General features: G+C 68.8%; 19 protein-coding genes. 4 read left to right on the top strand and 15 right to left on the bottom strand.

All coding sequences use genetic code 11. The features are described 5' to 3' along the window. Positions 1–14 precede the first annotated feature (14 nt). From mnmA to cysE, 7 genes are all read right to left on the bottom strand, one after another. Complete coding sequence (mnmA, locus tag IEY58_RS21405) at positions 15–1,172, bottom strand: tRNA 2-thiouridine(34) synthase MnmA (protein WP_189049550.1); 1,158 nt, start codon at positions 1,170–1,172, stop codon at positions 15–17. 20 nt (positions 1,173–1,192) lie between these two features. Beyond that, complete coding sequence (locus tag IEY58_RS21400) at positions 1,193–1,525, bottom strand: ferredoxin family 2Fe-2S iron-sulfur cluster binding protein (protein ID WP_189049548.1); 333 nt, start codon at positions 1,523–1,525, stop codon at positions 1,193–1,195. Between the two features lie 145 nt (positions 1,526–1,670). Beyond that, a complete protein-coding gene (locus IEY58_RS21395; RefSeq protein ID WP_189049546.1) occupies positions 1,671–2,468 on the bottom strand; it encodes an Hsp70 family protein in 798 nt (265 codons plus the stop codon). A 30-nt stretch (positions 2,469–2,498) separates the two neighbouring features. Beyond that, complete coding sequence (locus tag IEY58_RS21390) at positions 2,499–2,837, bottom strand: HesB/IscA family protein (RefSeq protein WP_189049544.1); 339 nt, start codon at positions 2,835–2,837, stop codon at positions 2,499–2,501. A 67-nt stretch (positions 2,838–2,904) separates the two neighbouring features. Beyond that, positions 2,905–4,125 carry an aminotransferase class V-fold PLP-dependent enzyme gene (locus IEY58_RS21385; protein ID WP_189049542.1) on the bottom strand — a complete coding sequence of 407 codons (1,221 nt, stop codon included), beginning with the start codon at positions 4,123–4,125 and terminating at the stop codon, positions 2,905–2,907. Then, a complete protein-coding gene (locus tag IEY58_RS21380) occupies positions 4,122–5,249 on the bottom strand; it encodes a cysteine desulfurase family protein (RefSeq protein WP_189049541.1) in 1,128 nt (375 codons plus the stop codon). The genes IEY58_RS21385 and IEY58_RS21380 overlap by 4 nt, the downstream gene beginning before the upstream one ends. A 156-nt stretch (positions 5,250–5,405) precedes the next feature. Further along, positions 5,406–6,179 (bottom strand): serine O-acetyltransferase, encoded by a 774-nt coding sequence (cysE, locus tag IEY58_RS21375; protein ID WP_189049539.1) that lies wholly within the window; start codon positions 6,177–6,179, stop codon positions 5,406–5,408. A gap of 233 nt (positions 6,180–6,412) precedes the next feature. Between cysE and IEY58_RS21370 the strand changes: the two genes are divergently transcribed. Further along, positions 6,413–7,078, top strand: a complete 666-nt coding sequence (locus IEY58_RS21370) for an alpha/beta hydrolase (RefSeq protein WP_189049537.1) — start codon at positions 6,413–6,415, stop codon at positions 7,076–7,078. 53 nt (positions 7,079–7,131) lie between these two features. Here the strand turns inward: IEY58_RS21370 and IEY58_RS21365 are convergent, their stop codons facing one another. Continuing rightward, a complete protein-coding gene (locus IEY58_RS21365; protein WP_189049535.1) occupies positions 7,132–8,205 on the bottom strand; it encodes an anhydro-N-acetylmuramic acid kinase in 1,074 nt (357 codons plus the stop codon). Positions 8,206–8,330: 125 nt separating this feature from the next. Between IEY58_RS21365 and tyrS the strand changes: the two genes are divergently transcribed. Then, positions 8,331–9,584 carry a tyrosine--tRNA ligase gene (tyrS, locus tag IEY58_RS21360; protein WP_189049533.1) on the top strand — a complete coding sequence of 418 codons (1,254 nt, stop codon included), beginning with the start codon at positions 8,331–8,333 and terminating at the stop codon, positions 9,582–9,584. Positions 9,585–9,761: 177 nt separating this feature from the next. Continuing rightward, entirely contained in the window at positions 9,762–10,925 is a 1,164-nt protein-coding gene (locus IEY58_RS21355) for a pentapeptide repeat-containing protein (RefSeq protein WP_189049531.1), read from the top strand. 10 nt (positions 10,926–10,935) lie between these two features. Here IEY58_RS21355 and IEY58_RS21350 read toward each other — a convergent pair whose 3' ends face one another. The 6 genes from IEY58_RS21350 to IEY58_RS21325 all read right to left on the bottom strand — a co-directional run bounded on the left by IEY58_RS21350 (position 10,936) and on the right by IEY58_RS21325 (position 15,710). After that, positions 10,936–11,229, bottom strand: a complete 294-nt coding sequence (locus IEY58_RS21350; protein ID WP_189049529.1) for a cupin domain-containing protein — start codon at positions 11,227–11,229, stop codon at positions 10,936–10,938. 16 nt (positions 11,230–11,245) lie between these two features. Next, complete coding sequence (locus IEY58_RS21345) at positions 11,246–12,070, bottom strand: ABC transporter permease (protein ID WP_229743857.1); 825 nt, start codon at positions 12,068–12,070, stop codon at positions 11,246–11,248. After that, positions 12,067–13,143, bottom strand: a complete 1,077-nt coding sequence (locus IEY58_RS21340) for an extracellular solute-binding protein (protein WP_189049527.1) — start codon at positions 13,141–13,143, stop codon at positions 12,067–12,069. Before IEY58_RS21340 ends, IEY58_RS21345 begins: the two co-directional genes overlap by 4 nt. Positions 13,144–13,170: 27 nt before the next feature. Then, on the bottom strand, positions 13,171–14,205 hold the full coding sequence (locus IEY58_RS21335) for an ABC transporter ATP-binding protein (RefSeq protein WP_189049525.1): 1,035 nt from the start codon (positions 14,203–14,205) through the stop codon (positions 13,171–13,173). Beyond that, positions 14,202–14,990, bottom strand: coding sequence for an ABC transporter permease (locus tag IEY58_RS21330; RefSeq protein WP_189049523.1), 789 nt, complete (start codon positions 14,988–14,990; stop codon positions 14,202–14,204). Before IEY58_RS21330 ends, IEY58_RS21335 begins: the two co-directional genes overlap by 4 nt. A gap of 90 nt (positions 14,991–15,080) precedes the next feature. Further along, a complete protein-coding gene (locus IEY58_RS21325; RefSeq protein WP_229743856.1) occupies positions 15,081–15,710 on the bottom strand; it encodes a TIGR00725 family protein in 630 nt (209 codons plus the stop codon). Between the two features lie 75 nt (positions 15,711–15,785). Here IEY58_RS21325 and IEY58_RS21320 point away from each other — a divergent pair, with 75 nt between their 5' ends. Next, the gene (locus IEY58_RS21320; RefSeq protein WP_189049521.1) at positions 15,786–16,571 is read left to right on the top strand and encodes a DeoR/GlpR family DNA-binding transcription regulator; all 786 of its coding nucleotides are present in this window, start codon (positions 15,786–15,788) and stop codon (positions 16,569–16,571) included. A 118-nt stretch (positions 16,572–16,689) separates the two neighbouring features. Here the strand turns inward: IEY58_RS21320 and IEY58_RS21315 are convergent, their stop codons facing one another. Continuing rightward, positions 16,690–19,989: a DUF3971 domain-containing protein gene (locus IEY58_RS21315; protein ID WP_189049519.1), complete on the bottom strand. Its 3,300-nt coding sequence runs from the start codon at positions 19,987–19,989 to the stop codon at positions 16,690–16,692. Between the last annotated feature and the right edge of the window lie 60 nt (positions 19,990–20,049).

Here is a 20,049-nt window from a genome sequence, read left to right as displayed (position 1 = left end):
ATGCCGGCCGTCTGTCAAGCATGCTCGATAGCGACGAGCTGCGCATCCGCTGCAGAGCGGTTGCGCTTGATCCAGCCGCCGCCCAAAACCCGGTCGCCGTCATAGATGACGCCGGCCTGACCCGGCGCCACGCCGGTCGGCGCTGCCGCCTCCAGCACCAGCTCCGCCGTGTCCGGGCCGGTCGCCGTCAGCCGCGCCGGCACTGGCGGCTGGGCCGAGCGCAACTTGACCAGCACCGGCCGGCCCTCGGCCGTCTCGGCTGCGGCATCGAGCCAGTTCATCTCGCCCAGGTGCACGAGGCTGGTGGCAAGCGCCTCGCGCGGGCCCACGACCACGCGCGCCCGGTCGGGCTCGAGCCGGATCACGAACAGCCGGTCGGCATGGCCGCCGAGGGCGAGGCCGCGGCGCTGACCGACCGTGAAATTGATAATACCGTCGTGCCGGCCCAGCACATTGCCAGCGAGATCGACGATCTCGCCCGGCGTCAAGGCGCCCGGCCGAAGCTTCGCCACCAGGCTCGCGTACGAGCCTTCGGGCACGAAGCAGATGTCCTGGCTATCGGGCTTGTCGGCGACGGCGAGGCCCAGGCGCTCGGCGATGGCGCGCGTCTCGGTCTTGGTCTGCAGACCCAGGGGAAAGCGCAGGAATTCGAGCTGCTCCCGCGTCGTCGCAAACAGAAAATAGCTCTGGTCGCGCGAGGGATCGCTGCCGCGATGCAGCTCTGCCCCGTTCGGCCCCCCGATCCGGCGGACGTAATGGCCGGTCGCGAGCGCGTCGGCGCCCAGGTCCTGCGCCACCCGCATCAGGTCGGTGAACTTGACCGTCTGGTTGCAGCGCACGCAGGGGATCGGCGTCTCGCCGGCCATGTACGTGTCGGCGAAATCGTCGATCACCGACTGGCGGAAGCGCGATTCATAATCCAGCACATAGTGCGGGATGCCGAGCTGCTCGGCGACGCGCGCGGCATCGTAGATGTCCTGGCCGGCACAGCAGGCGCCCTTCTTGCCGACCGTCATGCCGTGGTCGTAGAGCTGCAGCGTCACGCCGATGACGTCGTGCCCCTGCTCCGCCAGCACGGCCGCGGTCACCGCGCTGTCGACGCCGCCGGACATGCCGACGACGATGCGGCCAGCGACGGTGCGGCTCAGGCTGCTGTCGAGCGGCGTGGCCATGGCGCGGGCGCCCCCAGGCCCTACTTGTTCAGAAGGTTGCGCGACCCCGGCGGCAGCGACACGACCAGACCGTCGAGCTCCTCGCTCATGACGATCTGGCAGCCGAGCCGCGAGGTCTTGGTGAGGCCGAACGCCAGGTCGAGCATATCCTCCTCGTCCTCGGTCGGATCCTTCAGCACCTCGAACCAGCTGGAATCGACGATGACATGGCAGGTCGAGCAGGCGAGCGAGCCCTCGCAGGCGCCTTCCAGGTCGATGCCGTGCTTGTGCGCGATCTCGAGCACGGACAGGCCCGTCGGCGCGTCAACTTCGCGGCGGTTGCCCTGGGTATCAACGAAAACCATCTTCGGCATGAAACGTCTCTTCGCCTGGTCGCGAACCCGAAAGTCGCGGGAATGTCATCAAGAGGCTGTCGATATCTCCCAGCCGCCGCGCGAGGTAAAGCGGATTCGCTGCAAGTCTCGCCAGACTCCGCCAACAAACAGCCCCGCGGAAGCTTTAGGCGGCGAGCGCTTCCGCCATCAGGGCGGCACCGATCACCGCCGACCGTTCCGGCACGTAACCGTCGACCACGGGTGCCGCGGTGAGGCTCGCTGCTTCTGCCGCCGTCACGCGATCGAGCAGCAGGCCGGCGATCCGGTCCTGCCGGCCAACGAAGCCCGCCAGCCCCTCGATCCGGTCGGCGAGATCATAGTCGGCAAGCCGGACGGCGCCGCCGGCCACGGCAATCACGCCGGCCTCGAAACCGGCGACACCGCGCGCGATCCAGAGATAGTCGTGGTCGCCCTGCGTTTCGAGCCCCAATCCCAGGGCCGCCGCGACGGGCACCTCCACCAGACGCAGAAGCTCGAGGCCGCCGGCCTCGACCGCCTGCAGCATGGCGGCGCGCGCCGCCGGGCCATGTCCGAGCGGCACGGTCGCGACCGCCCGGGTCACCGGACGCTTGGCCATGAGTGCCAAGTTGTGCCGGGCCGTCGCGATCAGCACGGCAAGCCGTTCCGTCGCCATTTTGCCGCGCGCGTCGAGCTGATCGGGAATGGCGAGCACGCCGCCGTCGATGCGCGAAACATCGGCGAGGCCGGCGACACCGGCGACCAGATCGCCGTCGGCGTCATAGCCCACTTGGCCCGCGAGGAAGTCGCCGCCCGCAGGACCCGGCACGATCTCGACATTGCCGCCGACCGCGATTGCGAGCCGCAGGCCGCTTGGCCCCAGCTCGAGCCCGAGCGCGATGCCCCGGTCCTCGAGCGGATCGCGGCTGCGGCTCGGCTCTTCGATCTGGATCAGCGTCGGCATGGGTCGGCGTCGGCCTCGGTTGAAGCCGGATCAGACGTGGAAGGATTCGCCGCAGCCGCAGCGGCCCTTTTCATTGGGGTTCTTGAAGGTGAAGCCGGACTGGAGCGTGTCGTCGACATAGTCCATCTCGGTGCCGATCAGGAACATCGTCGCCTTGGGGTCGATCAGGATCATGACGCCCTTGTCCTCGACCACTTCGTCGAAGCGGCCTTTCTCCTCGGCATATTCGATCGTGTAGCTCATGCCCGAGCAGCCGCGGCTGCGCACGCCGACCCGAATGCCGAGCGCCGGCTTGTCGCGCTGGGACAAGAGCTCGCGCACCCGCGTCGCCGCCGCGTCGGTGACGCTCATCGCCTGGAACCGTGCCATCGCCGAACCGCTCCCGTCGTCCAACTCCGCCTGAGGCTATCATTGCCCCGGACAGTTTCCTAAGCGCTTAACGCTCTAATTCCTGCTGGTATGTGGCGGTTTCGAGCGCAGCCTGCAACCCCGTGCCGCGCAGCCCTGCCACCGCCGACGCGAGCCGGTCGGCGGCCCGGTCGATCTCGGCCGCGCTCGTGAAGCGGCCGAAACCGATCCGCAGCGCCGAGCCGGCGGTAGCCGCGTCGAGCCCGAGCGCGCTCAGCACGTAGGACGGCTCGACCTCGGCCGAGGTGCAGGCGGAGCCGACCGAGAGCGCCAGTTCCGGCACCGCCGCCATGAGCTCGAGCGCCGCGATGCCCGGAAAGCCGATGTTGAGATTGCCGGGAATGCGATGGACCCGGTCGCCGTGGATCACGAAGCCGCCCGGCACGCCGTCGAGCCGGGCGAGGAAACGCGTCGCGAGCCCGGCGAGCCGCTGGGACTCCACCGCCATCTCCCGACCGGCGATCTCGGCTGACGCACCCAGAGCCACGACCTGGGCCGGGGCGAGCGTGCCGGAACGCAGGCCCCGCTCCTGCCCACCGCCCGAAAACAGCGGCTCGAGCCGTACGCGCGGCCGGCGGCGAACATAGAGCGCGCCGATGCCCTTCGGTGCATAGACCTTGTGGCCGGAGATCGACATCAGGTCGATCGCCTCAGCCTGGACGTCGAGCGGGACCTTGCCGAATGCCTGGGCCGCGTCGGTATGGAGCAAGGCGCCGGCCGCGCGCGTGATCCGGCCGATCGCAGCCAGGTCCTGGATCGTGCCGATCTCGTTGTTGACCGCCATGACCGAGACGAGTGCCGTGCGATCGTCGACCGCGGCCGAAAGCCGGTCGAGATCGAGCCGCCCATCGCGCTCGACCGGCAGCACCGTCACCTCGACGCCCTCGGCTGCGAGCGAGCGTGCGCTCTCCAGCACGCATTTATGCTCGGTCGCGACCGTCACCAGCTTGGGCCGGCGGTCCTTCAGGAACCGGGCGGCGCCCTTGATCGCGAGATTGTTCGATTCTGTGGCGCCCGAGGTGAAGACGATCTCGCGCGCCTCGGCGCCGATCAGAGCCGCCACCTGCTCGCGCGCCCGCTCGACCGCATCCGCCGCCTCATGGCCGAACGCGTGGGTCCCGGAATGCGGATTGCCGAAGCGCTGCACCAGATAGGGCATCATCGCCTCGACCACGCGCGGATCGGTCGGCGTGGTCGATTGATAGTCGAGATAGATCGCGTCTTCAGGCACGCGCGCCCCGTTGGTCATGCTGCACTCCGCCCTGCTCTCTGGCGACTCCGGGCGCGCAATGCCGCCCAGGCTTCGATGAGCCGCTCGACGTCATCCGCCGTCGTGTCGCGGCCGAGGCTGATGCGGATCGCCGTCGCGGCCAGCTCCGGCGCCACGCCCATGGCGGTCAGCACGTGGCTGGTCCGTACCTTGCCGGACGAGCAGGCGGATCCGGCGCTGACGCCGATGCCGGCAAGGTCGAGCGCCATGACCTGGGTCTCGGCCTTCACGCCCGGCATGGCGATCGAGAGCGTGTTGGCGACACGCGGGGCCGCGGCACCGAACGCGACAGCGCCCGGGTCGAGCGCGCTGAGCCGCTCCGCGATCCGGTCGCGCAGGGCCGCAAGTCGGCCGTAGGCGTCGAGCTCCGCCATAGCCGCCGCGATCGCAAGACCGAAGCCCACGATGCCGGCGACATTCTCGGTGCCGGCGCGATAGCCCTTCTCCTGACCACCACCGGTCTGGAGGGCGGCGAGCGGCACCTTCGGCGCGATGGCCAGTGCCGCGACACCCTGCGGCCCGCCGAACTTGTGAGCGGAGACCGTCGCAAGATCGACGCCCAGCGCCGCCATGTCGAACGGCGCCTTGCCCATGATCTGGATCGCGTCGCAGTGGACGAGCGCGCCCGCAGCATGGGCGAGCCGTACCACCTCGGCGATCGGCTGCAGCACGCCGGTCTCGTTGTTGGCGGCCATGACCGACACAAGTGCCGCACCATCGGCCAGCAGCCGTTTGAGCGCCTGGAGATCGACGACGCCGTCCGCCGTGACCGGGATCAGGGCCGCGTCCGGCACGGCGGCGCGCACGGAATCATGCTCGATCGCCGAACGCAGCACCGGGCCTGCGGCCTTGAGGCCGCGCAGCGCCAGGTGATTGGCCTCGGTCCCGCCCGAAGTGAAGACGATCTCGCCGCCCGCGGGCAGGCCGATCGCGGCCGCCACCTGCCGGCGCGCAGTCTCGACCCGGCGGCGCGCGGCGCGGCCCTGGGCATGGACCGACGACGGATTGCCGGCCTCGCCCATGACCTCGACCATGGCCGCAATCACGGCCGGCCGAAGCGGCGTCGTGGCGTTGTGATCGAGGAAGACGAAGGGGGTGGGCATGGCAGCTGAACCTTGCTCACGCCAACGCCGTCATCCCCGCGAAGGCGGGGATCCAGCCCTTTACGCGCGGCAGCGCGGATATGAGTCTCGTCGCCGCGGACGCGGCTCTTGCTGGATTCCCGCCTGCGCGGGAATGACGATAACGAAGTTGCACCATCAATTGCGACGGCGCGGCGCCGTTTCGGCCAGTTCGGGTTCGGCCAGTTCCGGTGCCGGCTCCTTGAAGGCCACGCGCGCCTCACGCGCCTCGAGCTGGTTGACGCGGGCACGGAGCGTCGCGACCTCGTCGAGCAAGCCCTTGAGCGCGCGGGCGACCGGATCGGGCAGGTCTTCGCACGGCGTGCCGTAGGGCACGAAACTGTCGTCGCAATGAATGTCGCGGCCGGCGCCGCGCGACACCGGCTTCGCCGGAATGCCGACCACCGTGGTATGCGCCTCGACCGGCGCCACCACGACCGCATTGGCGCCGATCCGGGCGCCGTCGCCGACGGTGAAGCCGCCCAGCACCTGGGCACCCGAGCCGACGATGACATTGTCGCCGAGCGTCGGATGGCGCTTGCCCTTGTGGAGCTTGGTGCCGCCGAGCGTGACGCCCTGATAGAGGGTCACGTCGTCGCCGACCTCGGCCGTGGCGCCGATCACAACGCCCATGCCATGATCGATGAACAGCCGGCGGCCGATCTTTGCCGAGGGATGGATCTCGATGCCGGTCAGCGTGCGCGCGATCTGGCTCAGCCACCGCGCCAGCAGCTTGCGGTCATGCCGCCACAGCCAGTTGGCCACCCGATGGGCGGTCACGGCCTGGATGCCGGGATAGCACAGCGCCACTTCCCAGAAGGAACGGGCCGCGGGATCACGCACCATCACGGCTCGAATGTCGTCGCGCAGATGTTCAAGAAACATGGGATCCCGCCATGATAGGTCCGCCATGATAGGCTCGTGAACGCAATTGATCGCAGCAGCCATTCGCCGCGGGAACACCTTCACGCTTGCGGCAGCGTCCCTACCCTGTCACTCCATATAGTTTATCGGACCGACCCCATCAAGATTGGCAGCCCCGGGGGTGGTGGATGCGTGCTACACCGGCGCGCCCGCTGTCCCGCAGGGGTAGGAATTTCAGCTTTTCAGGATTGTGGGCGTGACTGCCGGAGGATTTTGCCAGCATGCCTGAGGTTATAATCAACGGCCCGGAAGGGCGGATCGAGGGCCGTTACCAGCATTCGAAGGAAACGAACGCGCCGATCGCGCTCCTGCTGCACCCCCATCCGCAGCATGGCGGCACGATGAACAACAGGATCGTCTATGCGCTGTTCCGTGCCTTCACCAAGCGTGGCTTCTCCACGCTGCGCTTCAATTTCCGCGGCGTCGGCCGCAGCCAGGGCAGCTTCGACCGGGGCGAGGGCGAGCTCTCGGATGCCGCGTCCGCGCTCGACTGGCTGCAGACCTACAATCCGAATGCGGCCGGCTGCTGGATCGGCGGCTTCTCGTTCGGCGCCTGGATCGGCATGCAGCTGCTGATGCGCCGGCCGGAGATCGACAGCTTCATCTCGATCGCACCGCCGGCCAGCACGTTCGACTTCTCGTTCCTGGCACCCTGTCCCTCCTCAGGCCTGATCATCCACGGCGAGAAGGACGATCTGGTGCCGGTCGAATCCGTGCAGAAGCTCGTCAACAAGCTGTCGCACCAGCGCGACATCAAGATCGACTATCGCATCATCAAGGGCGCCACCCACTTCTTCAACGACCAGATGGAGGAGCTGGAGGCCGCAGTCTCCGACTACCTGGACACCCACCTGGAAGAGACGCTGATCCCGCAGCCGAAGCGCTGAGCGGCACTGCCGTCCTCGATCAGAACCCGTCCTCGATCAGAACCCGTCCTTGATCAGAACACCGGCGGACGGTCGAGCCGTCCGCCGGCCTGCGGCCGCGGCACGCGCGTCGTGCCCGGGAAGCTCAGGGGCAGCCCCGCGAGGCTGCGCACGGCCAGATAGCCGAACGCATGCGCCTCGAGCGCGTCGCCGTTCCAGCCCAGCATGTCGACCGGCTCGACCGGCACGTTGAAGCCGGCGGCGAGCCCCTTCATCACGGCACGATTGTGCCGGCCGCCGCCGGTGACGAGCCAGCGCAGCGGGGCTGCCGGCAGGAAGCGGCGCCCGGCCAGCACGGCCGCGACCGTGCAAGCGGCGAGTGTCGCGGCGCCGTCGGCCGGGTCGAGATGATCGGGCCGGAAGCGGGCGAAATCGTCCCGGTCGAGCGACTTTGGCGGCCGGCGCGAGAAGAAATCGTGGGTGAGGAAGCGGGCGACGAATTCGTCGTCGATCCGGCCGCTCGTCGCGGTCTCGCCGCCGGCGTCGAATGCAGCCCCCGTCTTGGCGCGCATCCAGTCGTCGATGAGCGCGTTGCCGGGCCCCGTGTCGAAGGCGATGAGATCCTCCGCCCCGCGCCCGATCCAGGTGAGGTTGGCGACACCGCCGATGTTGAGGACGGCGAGCGGCTTCGGCAGGCTTGCCACCAGCGCCCGGTGATAGACCGGCACCAGCGGCGCGCCCTCGCCGCCCGCCGCGACGTCGGCCGAGCGGAAGTCGGACACGACCGGCACGCCCGCGAGCCGTGCCAAGAGCGCGCCGTCGCCGATCTGCCAGGTCCGGTGCTGGTCCGGCCGGTGCAGGATCGTGTGGCCGTGGAAGCCGATCACGTCGACATGGGCGAGGTCGTGGCGCCGGCGCAGCTCGGCGACCGCCTCGGCATGGAGCTCGGTCAGGCGCCGCTCGACCGCGCGCACCGTCTCCGTCGCCTCGGTGGCACCCAGGATGCCGCGCAACGCGTCGCGGAACTCGGCCGGATAGGGCACGGTCAGCGACGGGCCGGGATGCACCCGGTCGATGCCGTCGGTCTCGATCAGCGCCGCGTCGATACCGTCGAGCGAGGTGCCGCTCATCAAACCGATAGCCCGCATGCCGTGCCCGCTCATCGCCCCACCCTTCCGAAAGCCCGAAGGCCCATGCTAAACCCCTGACCCACCAAATCCCGTTACCCGCTCAACCGGCGCCCCTAGCCCGGCCCTTCACGAACCGGACGATCATGACCGAGCCTCAATCGCAGCTTCTGAAGACTCTCGTCGACCGCGGCCATTTCCACCAGTGCACCGATCTGGAAGCACTGGACAAGGCTGCCTGCGCTGGGATCGTCACCGGCTATATCGGCTTCGACTGCACGGCGGACAGCCTGCACGTCGGCAGCCTCCTGCAGATCATGACTCTACGGCGGATGCAGCAGACCGGCCACAAGCCGATCGTGCTGATGGGCGCCGGCACCACGCGGATCGGCGACCCGTCGGGCAAGGACGAGGCGCGGTCGCTGCTGACCGACGAGCAGATCGCCCACAACATGGCCGGCATCAGGAAGGTGTTCAGCCAGTACCTCACGTTCGGCGACGGGCCGACCGATGCGATCATGCTCAACAACGCCGACTGGCTCGACGGGCTGCAGTACATCCCGTTCCTGCGCGACTACGGCCGTCATTTCTCGGTCAACCGCATGCTGAGCTTCGACAGCGTCAAATTGCGACTCGATCGCGAGCAGCCGCTGTCGTTCCTCGAATTCAACTACATGATCCTGCAGGCCTACGACTTCGTCGAGCTGGCGCGCCGCACCGGCTGCAGCCTGCAGCTGGGCGGCTCCGACCAGTGGGGCAACATCGTGAATGGCGTCGAGCTCGGCCGGCGCGTGCTGGGCAAGGAGCTCTTCGGCTTCACCTCGCCGCTGCTCACCACGTCGTCCGGCGCCAAGATGGGCAAGACCGCCGCCGGCGCCGTCTGGCTCAATGCCGACAAGCTGCCGCCCTACGACTTCTGGCAGTACTGGCGCAACACCGAGGATGACGACGTCGTCAAGTTCCTCAAGCTGTTCACCGATCTGCCGCTCGACGAGATCCGGCGGCTCGGCGGCCTGGACGGCGCCGGCATCAACGAAGCAAAGAAGGTGCTGGCAAACGAGGTGACGGCGCTTGCCCACGGCCGCGCCGCGGCCGAGGCGGCGGCCGAGACCGCGCGCCGCGTGTTCGAGGAAGGCTCGACCGGCGACGCGCTCGCCCGGGTCGAGGTGCCGCGCGCGGAGCTCGAAAGTGGCCTCGGCGTGGTCGAGCTGTTCGTGCGCGCCGGCCTCGCCAGCTCCAACGGCGAGGCGCGCCGGCTCATCAAGGGCGGCGGCGGCCGGATGAACGACGTCGCCATCACCGACGAGCGCCAGAACGCCGGCCCCGACGACGTCAATGCCGAAGGCGTGATCAAGCTCACCGCCGGCAAGAAGCGGCACGCGCTGATCGTGCCGGTGTGACCGCCGCTTGTGTGACAGTCGCTTATTCATAAATTTTGAAGGATGTTCGGGACAGACTCGCTGCCGCACGTAATTTGATACCGCGGGCCATGGCACGCCCGCGGTGAGACCTCCGGGACTGAAGCCCGGGGCGGAAAATTGATCGCAGAACATTGATCGGCGGCTCGTCCAAGGCTCATGTCCCAGGATCTTCTCGAAGCGCTCAAGGCCCACATGCTCTGGCTGCGCGCCCGCGGCGGCACACGGCTCGACAAGCCGTGGGCCGATTTCGCCGGCGTCAGCTTTACCGGCTGCACGTTGACCCGGGCCCGCCTGCCCGGCGCGCGCTTCGACTATGCCGACATCAGCAGCGGCGATTTCGAGAGTGCCGACCTGTTCGCGGCGAGCTTCGACAGCGCCACGCTGTTCCGCGCCAATTTCAAGAAGGCCGACCTGCGCGGCGCCAATTTCAAGAACGCCATGCTGGCCGAAGCCGATTTCACCGGTGCCGACTTGACCGGCGGCCTTCTGTTCGACGCCCGGCCGGGCGACCGCAAGATGGCCGAGCAGCTGGGTCGCCGCACCGGAGCCGATTTGACCAACGCCGACCTGTCGAACGCGGTCGGCGACGGGGCCGCGTTCAAGGGCGCGCTGCTCGCCGGCGCCATCCTGCGCGGCGTCGACCTGTCGCGCGCCAACCTGCGCGGCGCCGACCTGACGGGTGCGGACCTCAGCGGCGCCAATCTCGCCGGCGCCGACCTGCGCGCCGCCTGTCTCACCGCGGCCGATCTCACCAACTGCTCGCTCGAGGGCGCCAATACCGAGCTTTCCATGGGGCTCGATGCCGAGGGCGGCGCGCAAAAGCGGCTCGACCCGGACTTGCGCCTCGCGATCGCGCGCCATTGCACCTGGGCACAGACCTTCGGCGCCAAGGGCAGCCAGGCGAACTTCACCGACCAGGACCTGCGCGGCTTCGTGCTGGCCAACCTCGACCTGTCGGCCGCCGTGTTCAAGGGGGCCAACCTCGACGGCGTCAACATGCGCGGCGGCAACTTCCTGCTGTGCGACTTCACGGACGCCCATCTCGCCAACTGCGACATGACCGGCGCGCAGCTGCGCGGCACCTGCTTCAAGAACGCGGTGCTCGAGGGCTCGAACCTGAGCGATGCCGACTTCACCGAGGCCGACATCCTCAACCACGAACGCAAGCCGACTGGCCGCAAATGGCCGGCCAACCTGCTGGGCGCACGGCTCGTCAATTGCAACGTCAAGGGCGCCCGGTTCGACGGAGCCAACATGATCGGCGCCGACACCAGCGACACCGATTTCTCGACCGCCTCGCTCGTCGGCACCCGGCGCTAGGAAATCCGCCTCAGCCGGGCCGGTGCTTGAGCTCGATCTCGACGAAGGCGAAGGGTTCGCTGCCAGCATTCACCACATTGTGCTCGACGCCGGCCTTGCGGAAATAGGCCTTGCCCGGCACCAGCTCGGCCACGGTCTCGCCGGCGGCCGCGATCGCCTTCAGCAGCCCGCCTGTCAGCGGCACCACCACATAGTCGTAGTCATGGCGGTGCTGGCCGGTCGCCGCACCCGGGGCAAAGCGCCATTCGGTGACCCGCACGTCGTCATTGTCGACATGGCCGACCGCAACTGCCTCTGACGTCATCAAGCCCTCTCCTGCCTCATCTCCGGTTCGGCCGGACCATCTCGCCCAGCGAGACGACAAGCGCGCAGATCGCGACCAGGACCAGCGAGGCGGCCGAAGCAGCCGGCAGATCCGTGCCCGTTTCCGACACTTTGCTATAGAGCACCAGCGGCAGGATATTCACCTGGGTCCCGACCAAAGCCAAGGCCGTGCCGTAGGCGCCGACCGCCACGGCCGACGTCAGGCAGAAGGCGGCGACCAGGCTCGGCAGGATCTGCGGCAGCATGATCTCGACGACCGAGCGGAAGGCCCCTGCGCCGAGCGAGCGGGCCGCCCGGAGCTGGCTCAGGTCGAAATTGCCGATCGCCGGCAAGACGATCAGCACCACCCGCGGCACCAGGTAGTAGGAATAGGCAAGACCGAGCCCGAGCGGCGAATAGATGAACCCACCCACGACCGCCGGGTCGAAGCCGAGCTTTGCCAGCAACAGCGTCACGAAGCCGGCGCGGCCGAGGAGCAGGATGAAGCCGTAGGCGACGATCAGGCCGGAGAAGGTGAGCGGCAGCGAGATGGCGACGAGTGCCGCCGTCCGCACGCCCGGCGCCAGGCGGGCGAGCGTCAGTGCCACTGAGAACCCGACCGCGAGCGAGAAGAGCGGCGCCGCCGTGCCGAGCACGAGCGTGCCGCGCAACCCGTTCCAGAACACCGGATCGGCGACGAGCCGGCCGAAGGCGCTGCCGCCGTCCGTGAAGGCGCCGACCAGCACGGCCCCGACCGGTAGGACGAAGAACAGCGCCAGCACGAGGGCGCCCGGCATGGCCAGGACGGCGAGCGTGCGGCTGGAGGTGCGCGCGGTCTTCACTGGCCCAGCACCGCCTTGGCCCAGCCGGCGTCGATCTCGGCCTTCTTGGCCGTCGCCTTGGCGATGTCGATCGGATGGATCTGCGGTGCGGCCGGCATCTTGTCGGCGACCGCGGCCGGCAGGGCAACGCCCGGCACCGACGGCCGCACGTAGCCTTCAGCGAAGATCTTCTGTCCAGCATCGGTCATGATGAAATTGAGCCAGAGCTTGCCGGCATTCGGGTTCGGCCCGTTCTTGACCAGCGAGACCGCATAGGGGGCGGCAGCCGAGCCCTCCCTGGGAATGGCGAGCGCCACGTCGTCGCCCATGCCGTCGACGAACTTCGCCTTCAACCCGTCGTTCTCATAGCCGATCCAGATCGGGATCTCGCCCTTGAGGAACTGGGCGTAGGGCGTGGTGCCGACGGTGCGCAGCACGTTGCCGGCCTTGGTGAGCTTGCCCAGATAGTCGATGCCTGGCGCCACGTCGTCCATGCTGCCGCCGTTGCCGAAGGCAGCCGCAAACGCGATGACCTGGCCCTGGCCGGTCGAGCGCGGGTCCTGATAGACGATGGCGTTCTTGTATTCCGGCTTCAGCAGGTCGGCCCAGCTCTCCGGCATGGTCTTGACCAGCTTCTTGTTGACCAGGAAGGCGACATTCAGCGTATGCACGGTGAACCATTGCCCGGCCGGATGGCGCAGCGTCTCCGGCAGGCGCTCGAAATTGACCGGCTTGAAGTCGCTGACGACGCCGGCCTTGACCGCGTCGAGCGCTGACGACGCGAAATAATAGGCCGTGTCGGCCTGCGGCCGGTTGCGCGACTTGTCGAGTGCCACGACCGTCGCGGCCGAGCCCAGGTCGTTATAGACCATCTCGACGCCCGGATAGCGCGCCTGGAACGCCTTGAACTCGGCCGCCCAGTTGGCCCAGGTCGGGCCCGTGTCGAACGAGACGACGAGGCCTTCCTTCTTGGCCGCGTCGTAAAGCACCTGCTCACCGGGGTAGAGCTCCGCGCCGTCGAAGGCGAAGGCGGTGCCGGACGCGGCGAGTGCGGCCACAGCCGTGGCGCAGGACAGGAAATGGCGTCGGTTCATGGACTTGGTCCTCCGGACTCGATCGGTTCAATGGGCAGGCAGCAGGCGAATGGCGTCTGGCGGGATCGCGACCGCCGTCACGGGCTCCCGCTGATGGGTCTCGAGGCGGATGAGCCCGCCTGCAACCGCGAGGTCGATGCGGCGGATCGGGCCCAGGTAGCGATCGGCGGCAACGGTGCCAGCGAAGCGGCCGGGGCCGTCTGCCTCACCGGATGGCAGCGGCGCGATCCGTTCCGGGCGGACGAACACGGTGACCGCCTCACCTGCCGAGCGAGTGCCGGTGTCGCAGGCGAGTGGCCCAAACGCGGTCTCGACGAGGCCTGCACCCGCGACCTTGCTCGGCCAGAGGTTCGACTGGCCGACGAAGGCCGCGACCGCAGCGCTGACCGGCGTCTCGTAGAGGGCTTGGGGCGTGCCGACCTGGACGAGGCGGCCGTCGCGCATCACCGCAACCTTGTCGGCGATCGACAGCGCCTCTTCCTGGTCGTGAGTCACAAGCAGGGTCGCGATCCCGGCCGAGCGCTGCACGCGCAGGATCTCGTCGCGCATCTCGACGCGCAGGCCTGCGTCGAGCGCCGATAGCGGCTCGTCGAGCAAGAGGCCGCTCGGCTCGAACACGAGCGCGCGCGCCAGCGCTACGCGCTGCTGCTGGCCGCCGGAGAGCGCTGACGGGAAATCCTCGGCCCTTGCCCCCATGCCGACCCGCTCGAGCATCTCGTTCGCGCGGGCACGCCGCTCGCGCTTCGCAGTTCCGCGGATCTTCAAGGGGTAGGCGACGTTCTCCCAGAGGCGCATATGCGGAAAGAGCGCGTAGGACTGGAACACGACGCCGAGGTGACGCGCCTCTGGCGAAAGCCGGCTCACGTCCCGGCCGTCGATCAGCACCTGTCCGGCGTCAGGCATGACGAAGCCGGCCAAGAGCTTGAGGATGGTCGACTTGCCGGAACCCGACGCGCCGATGATGGCGAGCAGTTCGCCTCGGCCGATCTCGAGCGAGATGTCGAACACACCGGCTCCAGCCCCCGGATAGGTATAGCTGACGCTCTTGTAAGTGAGGCTCATGCAGCAGTCTTTCTGCGGTTGGCGCCCGCGAGCCGGGCCGTGAGGCTGCTCGCGAGCGAGGCCGTGACCGCGAGGGCGAGGAGCACAATGGTCGCGGCACAGGCAAAGCCGGTAGCGCCATAGAAGGCCTGCAGCAGCACGACCGGATAGGTCCGGCTGAGGAAGCCCGAAACGAGGTTCGACAGCTGGAACTCGCCGATCGACAGCGCCGCGACGGTGAGTGTCGAGGACAGCAGGCTCGGGCCGAGCAGCGGCACGGTGATGTCGCGGATGCGTGCGGCGAACGAAGCGCCGAGCGTCGCGGCGGCGTGCTCGAATTCGTCGAGGCGCAGCTGGTCCATGTCCGCCGTGAGCGCTGTCACCGTGTAGGGCAGCGTCATGACGAGATGGCCCGCGGCCAGGAGCCAGAAGCTGCCGAGCCAGGGCAGCGCGTCCGACGAGAAGACCACGATGAAGCCGAACGCCAGCACCAGCTCGGGCACGGCGACCGGCAGCAGCGTCACCAGCCGGGCGGCGACCCGGACGCCGCCGCGGGCGCCGGCCTGGATCGCATAGGCGAGCGGCAGGCCGATCAGCAGGTTGAGCACGCAGGTCGAGCCGACGATCTCAAGGCTGGTCGCAAAAGCGCGGCGGAAGCTCGGGTCGCCCGCGACCTGCGCGAACCAGCGGCCGGTGAAGCCGCTCGGCAAGAGCGTGTTGCTCCAGCTCTCGCCGAACGCGCCGAGCGCCAGCAGCAGCACTGGCGCCGCCAGGAAGGTCAAATATGCAATCGCGACGATCCGCAAGATGGCGGCTCCAAGGCATGGCACGCCGTCATGGGCGCCGGCTACATATAGCGAAGCGGGATGATGAATTTATGACGAATGGAAGAAAATTTACACAGCCGACAAGATTCGCCCGGCGATCCGCTCAAGCACCTCGTCCACGCTTGCGAGCCGAGCCACGCCGTCGATGTGCGGCGCATCGGCCAGCGCCAGCACCAGGCGGCTGAATTGCAGGCCCAGCGCCATTTCCGAGAGCGTCCCGACACCGCCGCCGATCGCGACCAGCACCAGACACGCCCGCGCGATGATGGCATTGCGTGCTGGGCCGATGCCGGTCGCGATCGGGATGGCGACATGGGGATTGGCCGCGTGCCATTCCTCGTCGGGCAGCAGGCCGATCGGCAGCCCGCCGCCGCGCGCGTGGCCGCGGCACGCGGCCTCCATCACGCCTGACTTGCCGCCGCACAGCATCTGCAGCCCGTGCCGCGCCAGTTCGAGCCCCATCGCTTCGGCGATCCGGCACTGCTCCGCCGTCGCCTCGCGCGGCCCGATGATGCCGATCGGTACGCGGCGGAGCCGATGCGTTTCCGCAAGCCGCCGCAACGCTTCGCCCGGCGTCACCGGCTCGCCGGCCTCGGGCCCGACGCTCTGGACGGCCCAGGAAAGCGTTGCAGGGTCGAATGCCTGGTCATCCTTGGTCAGCACCTGTGTGGCCGGGTGCCACATCATCGGACTGGTCATTTCTCGAGATCCTTTGGTCTTGCCGCCCGCGAACGGGGCGCGTATGTAAGTTAACTTACACGAGAGGATCGACGCATGACCACCACGAACGGCATGGCCGACGAGATCACCCCGCGCCAGCGCGAGATCGTGGAGATCGTCGGCGAGAAGGGCTTCGCCACGATCGAGGCGCTGGCGCAGCATTTCTCGGTGTCGACCCAGTCGATTCGCCGCGACATCATCCAGCTCGACAAGACGCGCCTCTTGCAGCGCTTCCACGGCGGCGCCGGGGCGACCGACACGACGGTGCGGCTGGGATATGCCGAGAAGCACAACCGGGCAGCCGAGGGCAAGGTCAGGATCGGCAAGGCGGCGGCCGCCCTGGTGCCCGACGGCGCTTCGGTCTTCCTCGACGTCGGCACGACGGTCGAGGCGGTGGCGCGGGAGCTGCGCAACCGCGGCGCCCGCTGCCGCGCGTTCACGACGAGCCTCGCCACGGCCATGATCCTCGCCGGCCACGGCGACATCGAGCTGCATGTGTTCGGCGGCACGTCGCGCGGCCCCGACGGCTCGCTCGTCGGTGCCGAGACCGTGGCCGCCATCGGCGAGATCCATTTCGACTGCGCCGTCCTGGGGCTCTCCGGCTTCGACGCCGATGGTGCGCCGATGGATTTCGACCTCGACAAGATCGCGGTGAAGCGCGCGGCGCTGCGCCGCGCCGACCGGACGATCGCGGTCGGCGACGCGACGAAGTTCGGCCGCCGCGCCGTGGCACGCATCGCCCCGCTCGAGGACATCCGCCATCTGGTCGCCAACGAGGCGCCGCCCGCGACGCTGGCGGCGGCCTGCGTGCGGGCCGGCGTCGACCTGGTCGTCGGCTAGAGTGCGGTCGCATTGGCTGGAACCAGCCAATGCGTGAATCGCACTCTAAACATTTGATTAGAGACGGATTCACGAATTGAGTGGATCGCAATGCGATTCCACTCAATTCGATCCGGCTCTAGGGCTTCGCGTCGGACGGCTGGGGCGTCGGCTCCGCTGGTGGCGCGTTGCGCGGATCGGGTGTCGAGGGGCCGGGCGCGTCGAACAGGAATAGCCGCCTGAGGAAGCCGGGGGCGAGCGCGCTCAACGGATTGACGCTGATCCCCGGATCATCGAGCGAGCCCGACAGGCGATAGTTGGCGGCAAACAGGCCGGTGCCCTCGCCGCCGGTGATGAGGTCGCCCAGCACCGGAATATTGTTGAGCAGGCTGTTCAGTGTATAGGCCGGCACCAGGGTGCCGCTGAGGTCCAGCTGACTATGGTCGAGGTCGATCCAGCCGTCGGCATTGATGCCGAGCGCGCCGCCCGACGCATGGCCGTCCTTGAGGGTGAGCCGGCCGTTCTCGAGCGTGAAGTCCGTCTTGAGGATCGAGAACGGCAGCCCGTCGCCCGACAGCAGGCTCGCGATCGAGGTCAGGCTCGCGATCGACAGCATGCGCGCCATGAACGGCGCGCGGATCACACGATAGTCGTTGGCCTCTGCCTTGCCGGAATAGCGCCTGAAGTCGCCGTCGGCGACCGCCTGGCCCTTCATCTGGAATTTGCCGCCGACGACGTTGTCCGACACGTCGAACACCTTGAGCAACGCGCCGAAATCGTCGGTGTCGAGCGCGAAGCCGCCGCCGGCTTCGAGCCGGTCGAGATGGAAGGTGGCCGCCCCCTTCACGCCGAGCTCGCCGTCGAGCTTGCCGTATTCGAGCCGGTCGTGCGCCACCAGCCCGTCGAAATGCACCGTCCGCATCTCGCGGCCCGATCCGAGGATAAGGCGCCCGGTCGTGGCGGCGATGGCGAGCGTCGGCCCGTCGGTCTTGGGCTTGTCGGCCTTGGGCGTGTCGGGCGGCGTCGGCTCGCCGAGCTTCTTCAAGAGCGGCCCGACATCGATGGCCCCGCCGGCAGCCTGGATCTTCCAGGTGCCGTCGGGTTGGCGATCGACCGTGCCAGCCGCATCGGTCCCGCCCAGCTTGACATGTGCGATGTCGGCCCGCTGGACCTGGCCGGCGTCGAGCGTCAGTGTCGCGTCGAGATCGAGGTCGCCGGCCGAGACCTTGAGCGGATCGAGCCGGCCGATCGTCCCGTCGATCATGTCGAAGCCGACGCTGGCGCGGCCGGCGACACCCGCGGCCTTCGTCCAGTCGACCGTGTCGATGGTGAGGCGCGACGGGGTCAGATCGAGCGTGGCGTCGACCCGCGCGCGATGCTCGTCGAACGCCTGGTAGGTGACGTTGACCCCGGCCGGCCCATGCAGGATGTCCGGCACCGGATCGATGCCGAAGCGCTGGCGCGCCCGGTCGTCGACGAGTGCCCGGGCCGTCACCTGGCTGCGCGCCGGCAGATTGCCGCCCAGCCGCTCGACCCAGCGCGCCTCGGCCGGCACGCCGTCGAGCTTGCCGGCGCCGTCGAGCACCAGCGCCGACTTGTCGAGCGTGAGCGCGAAGCGCCCGTCCGTCACGTCGCGATTGAACACCGCGTTCTTGACGCCGAGCCCTGCGAGCTCCGCCTTGGCGGCATAGTCGATCTCGTCGAAGCCCAGATCGCGCTTCAGCGGCAGCGCCAGATGCAGCGTGCCGTCGGCCGTGCCCGCGGTCCGCTTCGGCTCGAGCCCGATCTTCTTGGCATAGCCCAAGGGCTTCTGGTCGAGCACGGTCAGCACGTCCGGCACCGGCCCCTGGATGCCGACGTCGACCGTCATGCGCTGCACGTCGGCATCGAACCCGTCGATGCGGATCGCCGCCTGGGGCACGTGCAAGCCAAGCAAGCCGCCGGACGACACGGCGAAATCCATCTGGTCCTGGCTGAAGTCGACCTGGGCGTCGACGCCCTGCAGCTTGGGCAGGCCGTGCAGGTAATCGACCGTGAAGCCGGAGAGGCCCATCTTGCCCTTGAAGGCGAGATGGCCGAGGCGCAACGGGAAACGCTCGACCGCGGCGGTCGCGGTCAGGTCCAGCCGGTCGACCTTGCCGCCCGTGAGATTGGCGACGATCCATTCCCGGGGATGTTCGGCGACGCCCTCGGGCCAGGTCCGGGCGAGGCGCTCCATCGACATGCCGGTGATGGTGAGGCCGCCGGCGAGCGGCAGATCGTCGACCGACGGCTCGGCCAGCGCCGGCTGGACGCCGTCGAGCGTGGCATGGGCGTCGAGCATCGGCCCATCCATGTCGAGATGCAGGCGGCCAAGCGTCAGCCGACGGGCGCTCGGGTTGTAGTCCGCCTCGACGGCAAGCGCCTTGACCGCGAGCCGACCGCCGGCCAGCTGCGGATCGACCACGGCACCGGCACCGCCCTCGAGCCGGAAATGCACGTCGCCCAGCCGGGCCGCGAACAATTGCGCGCGGCCGTCGAGCGAGCCCGACAACGGCAGGCGCACCTCGGAGGCGATCGAGAGTTCGGGCGGCAGGGCCGACGCCCATTTGGCCGGGTCCAGCCCCTCAAGCGAGATGCTGAACCGCGCGTCATCCGTTGCGTTGTCGTAATGAATACGGCCGACCGCCTTGCTCGTGCCTTGCCCGAGGCCGAACGAGGCGGAGGTCTCGCCGCTCAGGCCCTCGGGCGTGCGCGTGAGGTCGAGCTCACCGTCGGTGATGTGCCAGACCACGTCGCTCTCTCGATCGTCGACCGTGACCGAGGCCTGCAGGATCGAGAGCTGGTTCAAGAGGCGCAGCGGATCGTTCGGTTGCGGCTTGTCGGCGAAGCCGTGCAGCAGGGTGATGAGCGACTCGGGCGGCGGCGCCGCCGCGGCCGAGACCGGCGCCGACGGCGTGCCCTGGCCGAGATCGACGCCGATCGCCCCCTGCGGCGTCCTCAGCACCTTCAACTCCGGCCCGATGAGCGCGATTCGCGTCGGCTCGACCCGGCCGGCCAACAACCCGCGGAGCGCCACGGTGACAGACAGCTTCGGCAGCGACACGACGGTGATGCCGGCCGGATCGGTGACACGCACGCCGCTCGCGACCAATTCCGCGGTCGAGCGGCCGGCGCTCCAGGCGAGCGAGGTGCGGTCGATCTCGACCGCGAGCGGGTCCGACCGCGTATTGAGCCAGGCGACGAGCTCCGGCTTGAGGAAACCGAGCTCAAGCGGGCCCCATTGCAGGCGGAGCGCCAGGAGGCCGACGGTGAGCAGCGCCAGCGCCACGAGGCCCCCAACGAACTCGACGCCCCACAACAGCAGATGCAACCAGAACGAACGGCGGACTCGCGAACGCCCCACCTCGGCCGGGGTGGCCGATTCATCGGCCGATGTGATCTCCGCGTCGTCGCTCATCGGGATAGAGGTGCCCTGCCCGCGCGGCCGGCGCAAGCGTCGCGTCTCGGCCATGCGGTC

The sequence above is a fragment of the Aliidongia dinghuensis genome (assembly GCF_014643535.1).
In the GTDB taxonomy this organism is placed as follows: Bacteria; Pseudomonadota; Alphaproteobacteria; order ATCC43930; family CGMCC-115725; genus Aliidongia; species Aliidongia dinghuensis.
Note: the sequence above shows the minus strand (reverse complement) of the source record. Positions and strands in the feature narration are given on the sequence as shown.